General features: G+C 41.2%; 16 protein-coding genes. 10 read left to right on the top strand and 6 right to left on the bottom strand.

Going from position 1 to position 17,337, the window contains the following annotated elements:
* Nucleotides 1-143 precede the first annotated feature (143 nt).
* From ppdK to NA23_RS04350, 7 genes are all read left to right on the top strand, one after another.
* The gene (ppdK, locus tag NA23_RS04380; protein WP_033190965.1) at nt 144-2,789 is read left to right on the top strand and encodes a pyruvate, phosphate dikinase; all 2,646 of its coding nucleotides are present in this window, start codon (nt 144-146) and stop codon (nt 2,787-2,789) included.
* 87 nt (nt 2,790-2,876) lie between these two features.
* Nucleotides 2,877-3,299, top strand: coding sequence for a hypothetical protein (locus NA23_RS04375; protein ID WP_033190966.1), 423 nt, complete (start codon nt 2,877-2,879; stop codon nt 3,297-3,299).
* A 34-nt stretch (nt 3,300-3,333) separates the two neighbouring features.
* On the top strand, nt 3,334-4,692 hold the full coding sequence (glmU, locus tag NA23_RS04370) for a bifunctional UDP-N-acetylglucosamine diphosphorylase/glucosamine-1-phosphate N-acetyltransferase GlmU (RefSeq protein WP_033190967.1): 1,359 nt from the start codon (nt 3,334-3,336) through the stop codon (nt 4,690-4,692).
* Nucleotides 4,673-5,620, top strand: coding sequence for a ribose-phosphate pyrophosphokinase (locus tag NA23_RS04365; RefSeq protein WP_033190968.1), 948 nt, complete (start codon nt 4,673-4,675; stop codon nt 5,618-5,620). Before glmU ends, NA23_RS04365 begins: the two co-directional genes overlap by 20 nt.
* 62 nt (nt 5,621-5,682) lie before the next feature.
* Nucleotides 5,683-6,342 carry a 50S ribosomal protein L25 gene (locus NA23_RS04360; RefSeq protein ID WP_033190969.1) on the top strand — a complete coding sequence of 220 codons (660 nt, stop codon included), beginning with the start codon at nt 5,683-5,685 and terminating at the stop codon, nt 6,340-6,342.
* A gap of 99 nt (nt 6,343-6,441) precedes the next feature.
* Entirely contained in the window at nt 6,442-6,975 is a 534-nt protein-coding gene (gene pth / locus NA23_RS04355; RefSeq protein WP_033190970.1) for an aminoacyl-tRNA hydrolase, read from the top strand.
* A 41-nt stretch (nt 6,976-7,016) separates the two neighbouring features.
* Nucleotides 7,017-7,463 carry a hypothetical protein gene (locus NA23_RS04350; RefSeq protein WP_033190971.1) on the top strand — a complete coding sequence of 149 codons (447 nt, stop codon included), beginning with the start codon at nt 7,017-7,019 and terminating at the stop codon, nt 7,461-7,463.
* A gap of 40 nt (nt 7,464-7,503) precedes the next feature.
* On the opposite strand, the gene NA23_RS04345 is transcribed toward NA23_RS04350, so the two are convergent.
* Together NA23_RS04345 and NA23_RS04340 are read right to left on the bottom strand one after the other, a co-directional pair.
* A complete protein-coding gene (locus NA23_RS04345; RefSeq protein ID WP_033190972.1) occupies nt 7,504-8,238 on the bottom strand; it encodes a sulfite exporter TauE/SafE family protein in 735 nt (244 codons plus the stop codon).
* Nucleotides 8,239-9,228, bottom strand: coding sequence for a M42 family metallopeptidase (locus NA23_RS04340; protein WP_052107028.1), 990 nt, complete (start codon nt 9,226-9,228; stop codon nt 8,239-8,241).
* A 150-nt stretch (nt 9,229-9,378) separates the two neighbouring features.
* On the opposite strand from NA23_RS04340, the gene NA23_RS04335 reads away from it, so the two are divergent.
* Together NA23_RS04335 and NA23_RS04330 are read left to right on the top strand one after the other, a co-directional pair.
* A complete protein-coding gene (locus tag NA23_RS04335; protein ID WP_236938606.1) occupies nt 9,379-10,665 on the top strand; it encodes an MFS transporter in 1,287 nt (428 codons plus the stop codon).
* Nucleotides 10,666-10,739: 74 nt separating this feature from the next.
* The gene (locus NA23_RS04330) at nt 10,740-11,480 is read left to right on the top strand and encodes a ZIP family metal transporter (protein WP_052107030.1); all 741 of its coding nucleotides are present in this window, start codon (nt 10,740-10,742) and stop codon (nt 11,478-11,480) included.
* Here NA23_RS04330 and NA23_RS04325 read toward each other — a convergent pair.
* A complete protein-coding gene (locus tag NA23_RS04325) occupies nt 11,449-12,870 on the bottom strand; it encodes a GGDEF domain-containing response regulator (protein WP_033190974.1) in 1,422 nt (473 codons plus the stop codon). The two genes, NA23_RS04330 and NA23_RS04325, sit on opposite strands and share 32 nt — an antisense overlap.
* Before the next feature lie 37 nt (nt 12,871-12,907).
* Nucleotides 12,908-14,059, bottom strand: a complete 1,152-nt coding sequence (locus NA23_RS04320; RefSeq protein WP_033190975.1) for an NAD(P)/FAD-dependent oxidoreductase — start codon at nt 14,057-14,059, stop codon at nt 12,908-12,910.
* A gap of 129 nt (nt 14,060-14,188) precedes the next feature.
* Here NA23_RS04320 and NA23_RS04315 point away from each other — a divergent pair, with 129 nt between their 5' ends.
* Complete coding sequence (locus NA23_RS04315) at nt 14,189-15,118, top strand: DDE-type integrase/transposase/recombinase (protein WP_033190913.1); 930 nt, start codon at nt 14,189-14,191, stop codon at nt 15,116-15,118.
* On the opposite strand, the gene NA23_RS04310 is transcribed toward NA23_RS04315, so the two are convergent.
* The gene (locus NA23_RS04310) at nt 15,092-16,957 is read right to left on the bottom strand and encodes an FAD-dependent oxidoreductase (RefSeq protein WP_033190976.1); all 1,866 of its coding nucleotides are present in this window, start codon (nt 16,955-16,957) and stop codon (nt 15,092-15,094) included. The genes NA23_RS04315 and NA23_RS04310 overlap by 27 nt on opposite strands.
* A complete protein-coding gene (locus NA23_RS04305) occupies nt 16,951-17,259 on the bottom strand; it encodes a (2Fe-2S)-binding protein (protein WP_033190977.1) in 309 nt (102 codons plus the stop codon). The genes NA23_RS04310 and NA23_RS04305 overlap by 7 nt, the downstream gene beginning before the upstream one ends.
* Nucleotides 17,260-17,337: the final 78 nt, after the last annotated feature.

Here is a 17,337-nt window from a genome sequence, read left to right as displayed (position 1 = left end):
GTGATTATAATCAATGGCCGTTTTCTGCAGAAATTAACATAAAAGAAAAAAACAATTTATCACAGTGTGTATACGACAAGTAGAAAAAGTATGGTACAATTATACAGGTACTTTTCTAAATTTTTCGATATGGAGGTGTGAAAATGGGTAAAAAGTGGGTTTATTTCTTTGCCAACGGCCAAGCAGAAGGAAACGCCCAGATGAAGGATATACTGGGTGGTAAAGGTGCAAACCTTGCTGAAATGACAAACGCCGGAGTTCCAGTACCTCCAGGCTTTACTATTTCAACAGAAGTTTGTAAGTTCTATTACGACAACAACAGAACCTACCCAGAGGATTTGAAAGAACAAGTCGAAGCAGCTATGAAAAAGCTTGAAGAGGTAACAGGGAAAGGATTCGGCGATCCAAAGAAACCTCTCCTTGTTTCCGTTAGATCAGGTGCTGCTATATCGATGCCTGGTATGATGGATACCATCCTTAACCTTGGGCTTAATGACGAAACAGTCAAAGGTCTCGTTGAAATGACAAACAACGAGAGATTCGCTTACGACTCTTACAGAAGGTTCCTCCAGATGTTCGGTGACACAGCTCTGGGAATTCCACATGCAGATTTCGAAAACGCACTTGCCGAAATGAAAGCACAAAAAGGTGTAAAACTCGATACGGAACTTGATGCAGAAGATCTTAAGAAACTTGTTGAAACCTACAAGGAAATCTACAAAAAACACGGAAAAGAATTCCCACAGGACGTTTACAAACAACTATGGGCAGCTATTGAAGCTGTCATTTGGTCCTGGATGAGTGATAGGGCTATTAAGTACAGAGAAATCCACGGAATTAAGGAAGGACAACTGCTTGGAACAGCTGTCAATATAGTTGCTATGGTCTTCGGTAACATGGGTGACGATAGTGGTACAGGTGTTTGTTTCACAAGAGATCCAAATACCGGAGAAAAAGTCTACTATGGAGAGTTCTTACCAAATGCACAGGGTGAAGATGTTGTCGCTGGTATAAGAACACCATATCCACTTGAAAAGATGAAAGAAATGATTCCACAGGCTTACGATGAACTTATCGCGATAATGGATAGACTTGAAGCATATTTCAAGGATATGCAGGATATAGAATTCACAGTTGAAAAAGGAAAACTTTACATACTCCAAACAAGAAGCGCCAAGAGAACAAGCCAAGCAGCAATTAGAATAGCTGTCGATATGGTTCACGAAGGTCTTATCGACAAGAAGACAGCGGTTTTGAGAGTCCAGCCATCTGACATTGAAAGAGTCCTCCATCCAAAATTCGATGAAAAAGAAAGGAAGAACGCAAAGGTTATTGCGAAGGGTCTGCCAGCATCACCAGGTGCAGCGACAGGTAAAGTTTACTTTGACGCACACAAAGCAGAAGAAGCAGCAAAAGCAGGAGAGAAAGTCCTTCTTGTCAGGCCAGAAACAAGTCCAGAAGATGTCGGTGGTATGAACGCAGCTGAAGGCATACTCACAGCACGTGGCGGTATGACATCACACGCAGCTGTTGTCGCAAGAGGTCTTGGGAAACCAGCAGTAGTCGGTGCAGAAAGCATTTACGTAAATGAAGAAGAAGGCTACCTCAAAGTTGGAGACGTAGTCGTAAAAGAAGGCGAATGGCTCTCAATAGATGGAACAACCGGAGAAGTATTCCTTGGAAAGATTACAACCGTTAAACCACAAGGTCTGGAAGGACCAGTTGCTGAATTGCTTTCATGGGCAGACGAGTTTAGAAAACTCGGTGTCAGGGCAAATGCCGATGTTCCAAGAGATGCAAAAGTTGCAAGAGAGTTTGGAGCAGAAGGTATCGGTCTGTGCCGAACAGAGCACATGTTCTTCGAAAAAGACAGAATACCAAAGGTTAGAAGAATGATTGTTGCAAGAACGAAAGAAGAAAGAGAAGCTGCACTTGCGGAACTTCTACCACTCCAGAAAGAAGACTTCAAAGGATTGTTCAGAGAAATGAAGGGTTACCCAGTTACGATAAGGCTTATTGACCCACCACTCCATGAATTCTTGCCACAGGAAGAAGAACAGATGGCAGAAGTTGCTCAGCAAATCGGTATCACTGTTGAAGAACTCAAGAAAGTAGTTGAACAACTGCACGAACTTAACCCAATGCTCGGTCACAGAGGTGTAAGATTGTTGGTCACATATCCAGAAATTGCAGTCATGCAGACAAAGGCGATAATCCTTGCAGCTATTGAGCTGAAGAAAGAAGAGGGAATCGAAGTTGTGCCAGAAATCATGATACCACTTGTAGGCCACATCAACGAACTGAAATATGTAAAGCAAATAATAATTGAAACAGCTGATGCTCTCATTAAGGAACATGGAGTCGAACTCAAGTACCTTGTCGGAACGATGATCGAAGTTCCAAGAGCAGCTGTCACAGCTGACCAGATTGCTCAAGAAGCAGACTTCTTCAGCTTTGGTACAAACGACCTCACACAAATGACATTTGGATTCAGCCGTGACGACGTTGGTAAGTTCTTGCCAGAGTACCTTGAAAAGGGAATTCTCGAGCACGACCCATTCAAACATATCGATACACAAGGTGTTGGACAGCTTGTCAAATCAGCAACGGAAAAAGGTAAAGAAGTTAAGTCAACACTTAAATGTGGAGTCTGTGGTGAACACGGTGGAGATCCAAAATCCATCGAGTTCTTTGCCACAACAAAACTCGATTATGTCAGCGCATCACCGTACAGAATTCCAGTTGCACGACTTGCAGCTGCTCAAGCAAGCATCAAATACAGAAGCTAATATTCTTTATTACTTGGGGGCGCTTTTGCGCCCCTTATATTTCTTTTTGTTCTTTGTAAAAAATTTTGTTGTGTGGAGTGAGAATTTATGGGCACCTTGATACTCTCCATAGTAGCTGCTGTTACTTCGTTCTATTTAACCAAGAGCTACTCTTACTTCTCCTTGATTTTGGTTGGGTTATATTTTACATTCAGAAAGAACGAGCGCGCTGAGTCTCTTGCTGGTTTGAATCTGCTCTTAATTAGCGCGGTAGCGATACTTGGAAAATTTAGGCCCTACAGCTTAGATGGGCTGAACTTTGTGGTTTACGGAACGTTCTTAGCTATCTTATACGATATAGTTAAGGCTTGGTACGGTCTTATCCCAATGCTTTTATTAACCGGAATGGGTATAGGTGCGATTGGAGCCGTCAAATTTGGTTCAAAAGGATACTTACTCGGACTTATTCTCATTCCGGTTGTTCTTAGAGAGTACTCTCTTCAACGAAAACTCGGAGGAAGTAAAGAGTAATAATTAATAATTAAACTTTCTGGAGGTTCGGCCTATGAAGGTGCTTATACTTGCAGCTGGTTTGGGGAAGAGAATGAAGTCAAAATATCCAAAAGTAGTGCACAAGATACTGGGAAAGCCGATGATAAACTGGGTTGTAGACTTGGGTAAGAAATTCGGAGAAGTAGGTGTGGTGGTCGGCCACAAAGCAGAAATCGTGAAATCTTACTTACCTCTAGACGTTAAGACATACCTACAGGAACCTCAACTTGGCACAGGTCACGCTGTGATGTGTGCTAAGCAGTTTATAACTGCTGGAGACGATATACTGATACTTTACGGAGATGTTCCTCTTCTAAAACCCGAAACCATAGAAAAGCTTGCACAGACTCACGCAAGAGCGAAAGCAGATGTTACCGTACTAACCTTCATTGCAGATGACCCGACTGGGTACGGAAGGATCATCAGAAATGGCGAAAAGATAAGAATTGTTGAGCACAAGGACGCAAACGAAGAACAGCTGAAGATTAAGGAAGTGAACAGTGGTATTTACGTATTTTCTGGTAAATTCTTACTTGAAAACTTGGATAAGCTCTCGAATAACAACGCCCAAGGTGAGTATTACTTAACAGACTTGGTTGAAATGGCCAGCAAGGTCGAAACAGTACTGTTGGATGATCCAGTTCAGGTATCAGGTGTAAACGACAGAGTGCAGCTTGCTCAGCTCGAATCTGTTGCAAAAGAAAGGATACTTAAAGAACTCATGCTCTCAGGCGTTACAGTGGTGGATCCCGCTTCAACATTTGTAGGACCTGACGTCAAGATAGGTATTGACACGATAATACATCCATTTACAATTTTAGAAGGAAATATCACCATCGGTGAAGACTGCGAAATAGGTCCGTACACTCGAATAAAGGATTCGACAATCGGGAATAATGTCAAAATAATGCGTTCGGAAGTTGAAGGTGCAATTATAGAAAATAACGTTTCCGTTGGACCTTTTGCAAGACTTAGAGAAGGAACCGTCCTAAAAGAGAAGGTAAAAATTGGAAACTTCGTGGAAACGAAGAAATCTGTTATTGGGAAGAACTCCAAGGCTCAGCATCTTACTTATCTTGGTGATGCGACTATTGGTGAAGATGTTAACATCGGTGCTGGAACGATAACCTGCAATTACGATGGATATAAGAAATATCCAACATCCATCGGTGACGGTGCATTTATCGGTAGCAACTCTTCACTTGTTGCTCCAGTGAAAATAGGAAAGGGTGCCATTGTAGGTGCTGGTTCGGTTATTACAGAAGACGTTCCTGACGATGCACTTGCGCTTGGCAGAGCAAGACAAGTTATTAAGGATAACTGGGCAAAAATGAAAAGGGAGGCCATGGAGAATGCAAATCACAAGGAATGAAATGAAGATCTTCACCGGTAATGCTAACAAAGTCTTAGCAGAAAAGGTAGCAAGCTACATAGGAATGAGGCTTGGTGATATTACCGTTGGAAGGTTTGCAGATGGTGAAATCAACGTCCGCATAGAAGAGACTGTTCGAGGGCATGACGTTTTTGTCATTCAACCTACTTGCCCACCAGTAAATGAAAATCTAATGGAGTTACTTATTATGATAGATGCATTTAAACGAGCCTCTGCAAATAGCATTGCTGTTGTAATACCGTACTACGGCTATGCAAGGCAAGATAGAAAAGCTAAAGGTAGAGACCCGATCACGGCTAAACTTGTCGCAAACTTGCTCACAGTTGCCGGTGCGACACGCGTTATGACCGTTGACCTACACGCTGAACAGGTTCAAGGGTTCTTTGATATCCCTGTTGACAATCTGTGGAGTTTTCCGGTTTTTCTTGAAACGCTAAGTAAAGACGGTATACTAAACGACGATGCAGTCATTGTCTCTCCAGATGTTGGTGGTGTTAAACGAGCAAGGCAGATAGCTGAAAAAGTAGGCCTCCCTCTTGCAATCCTGGACAAGAGACGTCCGAAAGATAACATAGCTGAAATATTGAACATTATAGGTGATGTCAAAGATAAGACGGCTATAATAGTTGATGACATAGTTGATACGGCACGTTCATTGGTCGAAGGTGCAAATGCTGTGAAGAATGCTGGAGCAAAACGAGTTATAGCATGTATAACACATCCTGTGCTCTCATCCGGTGCGGTTGAGAGGATCGAAAACTCGAGTATTGAAAAGATTTATATTAGTGATACAATATATCATCAGAGTCTACCGAGCAAATTCAACATTGTTTCAGTTGCACCATTGCTTGGTGAAGCGATAATAAGAGTCAGAAAGAACCTATCTGTAAGTATACTTTTTAAGTAAACCGTGAGAAAAAATAAAGATTAAAATAAAACCTTAAAAATAAAAAAGAAGGAGGAGTAGACATGGAGCACGTAGTAAACGCGCAAGTAAGGTCTATTGTAGGAAAAAAGCGCGCAGTAAGAAGATTGAGAACTCAAGGCGTTATACCTGCTATTGCGTACGGACCTGGAGTTGAGAAACCGGTTAGCTTGGCTTTGGAAAAAAACAGCTTTTTAAAGATATTCAGGGAAGTTACAGAATCAACACCACTCACTCTAGTAGTCAAAGATGAAAACGGTAAAGAACTTTTCAAACACATGGCATTCATCAAAATGGTCCAATACGATAAGGTTACGGATGAAGTCAGACATGTTGACTTCTATATACCAGAAGCGCACCACAAGATGAAAATAAACGTTCCACTACATATCGTTGGTAAAGCGATGGGTGTTGAAAAGGGCGGTATTATGGAGGTTCTCCACCACGAAGTTGTAGTTGAGGCACTGCCTGACAGAATTCCGGAAACTATCGAAATCGATGTCACAAACCTTGGTCTTGGTGACTCCTTAAGGGTAAAGGATGTCAAACTACCAGAAGGAGTTAAAATCGATATGGATCCAGAAGATGTTTTGATAACAATTGTTGTTCCAAGGGGACTTGAAGTTGAAGAAACAACAGCAACGACAGAAACAGCAGAACCGGAAGTTCTAAAGAAAGGTAAGAAGGAAGAGGAAGAGAAGTAATCTGATAAAAACATAAAGAAAAGTCCCCCATTGGGGGACTTTTCTTTAATGTTTGTGTTTCGCTAATTCTCCAAGCATACAGCAAAGGAGGAACCGATGTTGATAATCATTGGTTTAGGAAATCCTGGTGAAAAGTACGCTAATACTCGCCACAACGTTGGATTTGTGGTGCTGGATAGGTTGGGAAAGTCTTGGAAATCTGGGCCGAACTATCTTTACTCAGACGTCAACATAGCAGGACAGAAAGTGAAGCTGGTCAAACCAACGACTTACATGAACCTCAGTGGAGAGGTATTTAAATATTTGCCACATGATGATATAATAGTGGTGTACGACGACCTTGACCTACCTTTGGGCAGAATCAGAATTAGGAAAGACGGTAGTGCTGGAGGACACAATGGGATTAAATCGATAATATCGTACATTGGTCAGAATTTTCCGAGAATAAGAATAGGTATAGGTCCCAAACCAAAGGAAGTTGATGCTGCCGATTTTGTACTCTCAAACTTTTCGCCAGAAGAATTTGAAAAACTGCGGAAGGTCATCGACTTAGCAGTTGAGGCAATTGAGACGATCGTTTCTGAAGGCATTGAAAAAGCTATGAACAGATATAATTCAATTCAGGTCGAATGAAGATTAATATAACCTGAAAAGACAGACTAGAAGGTGATATATTGGAAAACGAAAAGTGCATCAGGTGTGGAAATAAGTCCGAAATATCGCAGAATGTTTATGTTGATGGTACTGTTAAGAGAATATCTTATTGTAAGTCGTGTCTTAAGGAAGTACTAAAATATGAAATTGAGCGTTATACACGCGCTGGTCTGCAAACGATTATGTCTCATAAAAATCTTATGGAAGAATCGCCTGCGAGGAACAAAAAGTTTGACTTTTCCTTGGAATTTTTGTATTCTGAACAGCCGAGTACTATCCAGTTGACGATGTTCCCAAAAGATTCGAATGTATATGGTAAAGTGATAACAGATATACAAAAACGCAGACTAACGCTGCTGAATCACAAACTAAAGGAAGCGCTTAAGAAGGAAGACTATAGACAAGCTAAGAAATTGAAGAAGATGATCGAGGACATTAACAAAAGACTAAAACAACAGCCCTGGTAACCACGAAACTTAACCAGGGCTATTGTTTCAAAATAGAGGCCTATCTAAAGAACAAATAGTTGATTGCAGAGAATATCATCATGCCAGCGACCACGTACCTTATGAATTTTTTGTTCACGCGTGAGTTAAGGTATGACCCCAAATACCCGCCTACAAAAGAACCTGCTCCGAGTATTAAACCAGGGATCAGTGCTACTTTATTATTGAAAGAGAATAAAATCAGTGAAAAGATTGTAAACATGAGTGTTAAAAAGATCTTCATCGCGTTCGCCTGTTTTATATTGTACCCTTCGAGCATTGTTAGGGCGTATATCAAAAAGAAACCAACCCCGGCCTGTATATAACCACCGTATATTCCTATCAGAAAAAACACAAAACCACTAAGAAATCTGTTCGACTTTTCCTTCTTACCTTCTTCCCAGACTTTTGGTGTAAACAGCACGAAATACGACATGAATAGGAAAATTATACCGATTGTTATTTTGACTATTTTCTCAGGTAAACTTAAGACGATAGACGTTCCGACCACGGCACCTATGATCGTTGGAATTGTGACAAACAGCGCATTTTTGATGTCCAACTCCTTCTTGGTTATGAACCTCCAAGTGGCTGAGACATTTTGTAGCAAAATACCTATTCTATTTGTTCCATTAGCGACACTTGTACTTAGGCCATAAAGACCAAGGATTGGCAATGTTAAAAACGATCCTCCCCCTGCCAAGACATTAACAACACCTGAGAAGAGTCCACCGAGAAACAACAGTACCTCAAGCACTTAAAACACCTCCAAAAAGCGCTTAAGCAATTTTATAAGATTCTCAAGGTCTGAAAGGCTGATCATTTCCACCTGAGAGTGCAAGTACTTTACGGGAACGCTTAAAGCAACCATAGGGACTCCTTTCTCAACAAAAACGCTTGCATCATTCCCTCCACCTGTTACACCTATTTGAAGAGGAATACCTTCCTCTTTTGCAAGGTTGGTGATAATATCAACGACTTCGAAGTTGGAAATAGAACTGTTGTCGTAAATCCTGACGACCGGACCATTTCCAAGCTTTATGTGACCGTTTGTCTTGCTACAACATGCAAAAGAATCTATGGCGATCGCCAAATCTGGTGAGTACGTGTGTGCAAGCGCCTTAGCACCTCTTAGCCCTACCTCTTCTTGAACGGTCCAAGCAAAGATAATATCTGATTTTGGAACTAAACCTTTTGATGCTTCTATTAGTGCAAAGCAGCCAAACCTATCATCCAAGCTTCGCATGGCAAGTAACTCACCGTTCAACAACGCGTGATTCTTTTTGAAAACAACAAAGTCCATGACAGCAATACCGAGGCTTTCCAGTTCTTCGTAGCTCTTAGCACCTACATCAACAACTTTTTCAAAAACCACACCATCGGATTTTAAGTGTGGTGGAACGGCACCTATCACACCATCAACTACCCCTTTCCTTGTCACAACTTGAACGAACGAACCGGGTAGTGTCTCCTCTATGATCCCGCCAACATTCTTAATTTCAAGCTTTCCATCAGCTCTAAGTGAAGAAACATAAAAACCTATTTCATCCATATGGGCCATAATTATTACCTGCTTTTTGCCCTCAGTTCCTTTCTTTTCGAGAATTAAATTCCCTATCTTATCAGTTTTTGCCAGTTCTCCTAGCATTTTGCAAATTTCTTCACGCACCAACTCCTCCCTGCCCGAAACACCTGGTACCTCGCACAAACTTACAAGTCCTTTGAACTTTTCAATCCTTCCTTCCATCTAAATCCCTCCTTCCTCCAAGTGATTATACCATGAATTTCAAGAAATATACTTCGTATAACGAATTATTTTTAAGTGCAAAAAAATTGCTCTATTGACAAAATATTTTGGCATATGATAAAATTTATTTGCCAATAATTTTTGGGGGTGATGGTGGTGAAAGAGGAGATTTACAAACACGAAAGGAGAAATCTTGCACTAATTATCAGCGGTCGGTTTGAATCTCTTGTTGGTGCGGCGGCCTTACTTGTTGCTATGCCTCTATTCATACTGGACAAAACCGGTTCTGGAACGATGATGGGCATATTTACAGTGCTTGGAATATTGCCAAGATTGCTTGCAACACCAATCGGAGGTGTTCTAGGGGACCGACTTAACAGAAAGTACATAATGGTCTTGCTTGATGAACTGAGGGGTATCTTGCTTTTTGCTCTCTGGTTCGTAGCCTTCAGCAACAAGCTTGGAATTGGAGCGCTTCTGACTTTCAGGGCGATTCTTTCATTTCTCGATGGGATATTCGACGGTCCGACTGGTGCAATGTTTGGAGATGTTGTGAGAAAAGAAAATATGAAGAGAGCCACATCTTTAAATGCAATGGCAAATAGTGGTGCAAACATTATAGGTCCTATCATCGGTGCTATGCTCTACGGTTACTACGGACTAACAAACGTGTTGCTTATGACGGCTGTGCTCTACATTCTTTCGGGAATTAGTGAAATGTTTATTATCTACGTTCATACTCCAAAAAACGGCAAAATACAGTTCCTACAAGAACTCTCCGAAGGTGTTAGATTTGTTTTAGCACATAAAGGTCTAAAATTCCTATTCACTTTTGCCATAGTGATCAATTTCTTAATGTCTCCGCTTTACAGTGTTGTGCTTCCATACCTTGCCAGAATTGTATTCAAATTTTCTGCAGCCCAATTTGGCACATTTGAAGTATTTGCTACATTAGGTGCACTTTTCGGGAACGTTGCTATAATGCTTTTTCTTAATAAATTCAGTTCTAAAGTCCTTATATCCTCCGGACTCATATTAGAGCAAGTTGTCGGTTTGCTTTTCTCAATACTGATAATGCCCCTTCTTGGATTTACGAAAGGAGTAGCATATTTTGTATTTGTTGTGAGTGCTTTTCTGATAACCTTCTTCAACGCTTTGGTTAACATACCAATAAATGCAAACTTGCAGATACTTGTACCGTCCGAGCTTAGGTCAAGAGTGTTCTCAGTTCTTTCACTTTTTGCTATGGGAAGCACGCCTATTTCTTCCGCTCTTTACGGGTTCCTGCTTGATAAGATAAACCCTTACTTGTTCTTCTTTTCTATTAACGTTATCTCTACTGTGATCATTGTGCTGTTCTTGTTAAAAGCTCCTGAGGAGGCTTATGATCCAAATGTTGCAAAGGTTGAGACAAAGCCTGTGGGCGAAGGTTCTTGAGGATATTGGTGTTCGTTTGATTTTGTGTTAGAATATAATCTGGGATTTTCCAGTAGAAGTAGGAGGTTGATACTATAACAGATTTTCTGAAAGGTACTCTCTTAAGTACCGCTGCGGGGCTTTCGACAATTCTTGGGGCTGTACCGTTGTTGTTGTTTCATAAGCATCTAGGAGAAAAGGTTATCGATTCGCTTATGGGGATGGCTGCAGGCATTATGCTTGCAGCAAGTGCTTTTAGTTTAGCAGGGCCGTCTTTAGAAATCGGTGGGGCGTTGCGTTTTATTGTAGGATTTTTGTTTGGAGCGATCGCTGTCGACTTATTGGATAAGTTCTCACCGCATGAACACTTTTTGAAAGGCCATGAAGGAATGGACAGCAAGAAGCTCGCAAAAATCTGGCTCTTTGTTATAGCTATAACGATTCACAACTTTCCAGAAGGCATGGCTGTGGGAATAAGTGGGTTCACTCCGGAAGCGCTCAGTGTGGCAATTGCTATTGGCACACAGAACATTCCGGAAGGTGCGGCGACAATGGTTGCACTTATGAACGCAGGGTATAGTATTCGCTACTCGCTTTTTATAACTTTTCTTACGGGCGTTGTTGAAATGATGGGTGGTATTTTTGGTGCGGGTTTGATACTAATTAGTAAGAACTTACTACCTTATATGCTTGCCTTTGCAGCTGGTGCTATGGTATTTGTGGTAAGCGACGAAGTTATTCCGGAAACTCATCTTCGCGGTAATGAACGTTTATCGACGTACTTTCTAATTTTCGGTTTTCTGATCATGTCTGTTCTCGACGTAGTACTTGGTTGATTTCTCTGTTTTTTGGAAGAAACATATAACTTGCTTTGTCTTTTCCTGTTTTCTTGGATATGTAGAGCAAGTCATCGGCAGCCTTTATTACTTCGGTTGGGGATTCGTATCCTTCAGAACTTACAACACCACAGGATACCGTACATTTTCCGTGTGGAAATTGCGTGTTTCTGACCCTTTCTAAAATCCTTTCTATCATTTCAACCACTTCATCGTTGTTAGCTGCTTTTGTAATCACAAGACAAAATTCCTCTCCACCGTACCTTCCCGCAATTCCTTTTCCCGCAATCTCTTCTTTTAAAATAGCTGCAACGGCTTTCAAGACTTCATCTCCTACCAAATGTCCGTAGGTGTCGTTGACCTTTTTGAAATTGTCTACATCAAACATCGCGACATAATAGATTGTCCTATTGAACTTAGCCAAGTTATGTGTCTCTTCAAGAAACCTAAGCAGTTCCTTTTTGTTAAACAAGCCCGTTAAACCATCGACGGCGGATGCGACTTTAAGCTCCCTGAAGCTGTTCAACGTGTTAAAGAGCAATGCGATGCTTTCACTTGCTTCGTTTAATACTTTACTTACACTCCATTTGTCTGACGCACCTTCATAAGCAATTAGCCCTATTTCGTTTTCTTGGTACTTAACAACAACGGTTTCCAACCCGTCAACGTTGAATTCCGAACCGAAGTTGCCGAAATAAGACCAATCAGAAGGTTCAATAGGTTTCTCTAAATGCCTTAGCAACCTCTCTTTACTTACAGTCTTGCCTAGTGGTAACCCAAAATTGTATATACGACCTTCTACTGGCGACAAAAGCATAAAAGCCAATCCGGTGAAACGTGAGAAGAATTCTAAGAAGTTCTTGAACTTTTGAATGACGTAGAGTTCGTCTCTTGCATACTCGATGAGTGAAAGAATTTCTCTATTAAGAATTTCCGTTCTCATCTTTTGTTCTAAAACATCGTAAATGTTTGTTACATAGAAGGCTTCTTTTGTTTTTGAGGTCGAGTAATCGTTAGAAACAAAACGTTCGAGCTCGCTTTCCAATGCCTCTTTGGGAAGCAATTTGGAGATGAACTTGTTTGCCCCACTGTGTTCAGCCCAAAACTCGTTTATTACATCGTCTGAACCTGTTAGAACAACAATACCCGCGTTTTTAAACGCGGGTATTGATCTAAGATAAAGACACATTTGCAATCCTGAAATACCAGGCATGTTGTAATCTGTAATGATTATATCCGGTAGTTCTCTTAAAGCAGTTTCAATGCCTTTCATCCCATCTTCGGCAACAACTATTTGCTTTACTCCCAACTTTGCGAATACGCTTTGAAGGACCATCCTCCAAAATTTGCTATCATCAACTATCATGACTTTCTTATCACTGATTGTCATCGCTCCCCCATGTAACAACGTATCTATTCACTAGGAATTATACCACATTCTTTTCTTTTTCCACAACAGTACCCTCAAATCTCTTAATATCGAGGTAGGAAATGTCCGTATGCAAGGTTTTCCCGAACACAATCAATTCAGCAAGGGCTTCACCAACAGCGGGAGCGACCATGAAACCGTGACCGGAGTAACCTACGGCATAGTAATATCCCTTTACCAGGTCACTGCCTCCAATTATCGGTTGAGCATCGGGAGACATGTTATACATCCCACTCCAGTGCCTTATTATTCGAACGTTCTTCAAAAATGGGAAGATGTTAACCATCTTACTTGCTAGTTCTTTTTCAAATTTGTAGGTAACGTTGAAATTGAGTCCAGGTTTTTCATCCTTGTCACCCTGGCCCAATATGAATTGTCCGTGTTGTGTCTGCCGCATGTAAAAATTACCAGAGAAGCTTATGGCCATCATTGGAAAGAAGTTCTCCAGCGGTTCTGTGACAAGTATCTGATGCCTATAGCTTTCTGTTAAAAGGTCCACTCCAACGAGTTTTGAAACTTCGTTTGACCATGGGCCAGAAGCATTTACGACAATATCACAAGCGAAATAGCCTGCGGTTGTGTCAACACCTGTGACCTTTCCGTTTGTAACTTCGATACTCTTTACCTCGGTGTGTGTATATATATGTCCGCCCATCCTTCTGATGGCTTGAGCATAACCAATCACAGCTTTGTGTGGATTAGCGTGACCATCAGTTTGACAAAATGTAGCCATAACCAATCCTTTTGTGTTTATGTATGGGTATCTCTCAGATACCTGTTTTGGCGAAAGGATTTCCACGTCCAAACCTTCTTCACGTTGCATCTTTACATTCTTTTCAAATTGCTCAGCTTCTTCTTCACTGTACGACAAAACGAGATATCCACCTTGTTTGTATTCTATATCCATCCCTACATCTTCTTTGAATCTCTCAAATAATTTAACACTCCTCATTGCTAAGCGAACATTTGACCTTGTTGACCACTGTTGCCTGATTCCACCAGCACATCTGCCAGTTGAACCTGAAGAAAGGTACGATTTTTCGAATATTGCAATGGAAGTCTTACCAAGCTTACATAGAAAATAACCCAGCGCTGTTCCCGTTATTCCTCCACCAATTATACAAACGTCGTATTTTCTTACCTTACTCATTTTCAATACCCCCTTGAATATTTTCGATGCTGTTAACTAAAAGTATTGAAAATTTCCAAAAACCGTATTATCTTCTTATTAGTGGAACACCCCCCACCATCAATTCTCACAAAAAGGAGGTACTCCACTATGCAAAATTCTGTAGTCTCTTGCCCCAAATGCGGCTCTACCAACATCTACAAAAACGGTCATGATAAGTACGGTAACCAACAATACTTTTGCAAAGACTGTAAGCGCACTTTCAGACTTGTTCATTCAAAAAAACACAAGCTCTTCTCTTTCCCTTATCCTAAATGCCCTGTCTGTGGAAAAACTATGCAAATCCACAAAATCAAAAAAGCCTTCGTTAAGTTCCGTTGCCGTTCTTGCCATACCAGAGACGAAATCCCAACTAACTTACCTCAATTTGTCCCTCTTCCTTTCGACTCTTTCAAGTTCTTCCGTTTCCCTATCTTTATTGTCCTTAAAGCCTTCGTCCTTTATTTCAAAGCTGTGTCCTTGCGTTCCATCAGAGACTCACTTAATATCAAAGTCTCTCATGTCGCTATCTACAAGTGGATCCTTAAGTTGTCTTGTTTCTTTTCCATCCTCGTTCCTGTAGATGCTTTCAAAGTCCATGGTGATGAAACTGTCGTTTTGTTTAAATCCAAAAAGTACTACGTTTGGTTCTTAGTTGAGCACGATTCGAATCTTATTGTTGCTTGGCATGTATCCAAATATCGCGATATGGGTCAAGTGAAGATATTGTTAGAGAAGTTCTTTGGTAACAACGAAAGAGAAATCGAACTAATCACTGATGGACTTGGTGCGTATGGTGCAGTGAAGATACTATACAAGAATATCAACCATATAGTTGTGAGACTTGGGCAGAACAATCAATGTGAATCTAAATTTTCGTTATTCCAAGACTTTGTACGAGCCAAGCGTGGATTTAAGAATATTGACAATCTTCCAATGTACGTAAACAGCTTTTGTGTAGTGAGAAATCTCTTGAAACTGAACGGGAATGATATTGCGCGTGTTATGAGTGTTCTATTGTCTTCCATCACTACAAGTTAACAGCATCATATTTTCAGATACTTCGTCGTTCTCGCTTAAAGCTGACTTTACCACGGCTTCAAACGGTGTCGGCATTGTAGGGGGGCGATATACGCCAAGTTGTATTTCTGAGATAGCTCTGCCGGTTTTTTCAGAGATAATTTGCAAAGTCAACGACCTACAGGTCTTTCCACCACACGGCCCCATTCCTATTCTTAATACCCTTCTAAGTTCTTCATAGTCCGTGATCCCCATGTCTATAACTCGTTCGATATCTTCCTTTGTTATCTCTTCACATCTGCAGATAAATTCCTCTGCTTTTTCTGGCAAACGGAAGCTTCTAACTACGTCTTCGTATCCTTTGGGTACTCTAAGAAAGACAATATGTGTCTTTCCTTTGTTGTTTAGAACAACGTGGTCAACTTCTCCATTGGCAATTTCCTTTCCTTCGAAGTTCAGAAGCTTGACTTTTGTACCGTTGGTTGGTACTGGGAGTAGCTCGTATGGAATGCCCACAAGGGAATATTCCTCTTTTTCTTGGATCATAAATATTGCAAGCCCAGGGCATTTCATTACACAAACCCCACAGCCTATACACTTTGAGTAATCGATTTGTGGAATACCGTTTATGTTTCCACCTACGTTAATTGCACCAGTTGGACAGGATGTTTCACAAGGGTTGCAAGGAATAGCCTCTGGACATTCTATGATTGCCCTTAATTTTCCAACTGGTCCTCTGTCGGTTTGTTGTTCCTCTCTATACCCACCTTCAGGAAAGACGATCCCCATCTTCCTTAGTCCGTCTCTAACCTTCTTTGAGAATGGTCCTCTTCTAAACTCTTCAAGTTCTCTCTTCATCTTTTCAATCTTATCTTCAAAAGATTTTCCTGTTAACTCTTGAGCGATGTTATAACCTGCAATGTAGCCCTCAATCATAGCGGTTGTAGCTTCCTCTATACCTGAAAGATCTCCCGCCACAAACACATTGTGAACAGTCGTTTTCATATTTTCATCGCGCAACGGCACATAGCCACCAAGTTCGGGTATGTACACAAGTTTTGCACCTGTCTGCGCGACGAGTTCGACGTTAGGTTGTAAACCAACGGCAAGGCATATGGCATCAACAACAAATTCCTTTTCTGTACCCGGTATTGGTTTGAATCTTTCGTCCACCCCAGCCACAACAGCACCCTGAACCTTGTCTTTGCCTATTGCTTCGAGTATCGTATGTCTTAGCAGTATCGGTATTCCGAGTCTTTTAACTTTATTGGCATGAACGGCGTATCCGCCAACGCGCGATGAAGCTTCGACGATTGCTTTTACCTGTGCACCTGCTTGGACCAATTGATAAGCAACGATGAGCCCGATGTTCCCTGCTCCAACGATTAGGAATGATTCGCCAGGGAGAACTTTATACTGATTCATGAGCGTCTGGACTGCCCCTGCACCATAAACACCTGGCAACGTGTTATTCTTGAAAGTCAAAAATCTCTCTGTGGCTCCTGAGGCGATTAGCAGATAATCCGCCAGGTATTCATGCACAATGTTGTTTACTCTATCGTAGACAGTTATTACATCTTCGTATATACCAGTTACAGTTGATTGTTGTATTATTTCAACTCCAAGACTTTTAACCTTTTTGACAAGTAAATTCCCAATCTCAAATCCTCTTGTTGAAGCGTAAAACCCTTCATGACCGAAGAATTTATGAGTTTGTTTCGGAAGTTGACCTCCAGGTTCAATACCTTCATCAATTATTACAACTTCTTCACCACTTCCAACAGATTCTGCAATAGCGATAGCGCCTGTCAATCCTGCAGGTCCAGAACCGACGATAAGTGCTTTAACGCGTCTCACCATTTTGGTTTCCCCCTTCCGCGTTGCATCTTAACGCGCATACCTTCCCTAATGGGGGTTATGCAGGCACGAACATTTGGTACACCATCGACTTCCACAAGGCAGGCCGAACATTTACCAATAGCGCAGAAAAAACCTCGAGGATGGTTGTGTTCTGTAAAACCAAACACGTCAAAACCATTTGCGATAAGAGCGCTTGCGATGGTATCATCAGCAGTTCCACAAACAGGTTGGTCTTCAAAATAAAACGTTACGTAGTTCTTTTCAGTAGGCACATTAAGAATAGGATGGTCCTTTATCCGCATGCAGCAGCCACTCCCCTTCCCCAAGATGTAGCATTGTATAAAAATGCAAGTTGTTGGCTTCTTATCTAACAAGATTAT

The sequence above is a fragment of the Fervidobacterium islandicum genome, assembly GCF_000767275.3.
In the GTDB taxonomy this organism is placed as follows: Bacteria; Thermotogota; Thermotogae; order Thermotogales; family Fervidobacteriaceae; genus Fervidobacterium; species Fervidobacterium islandicum.
This window is presented reverse-complemented; position numbering and strand designations above follow the sequence as displayed.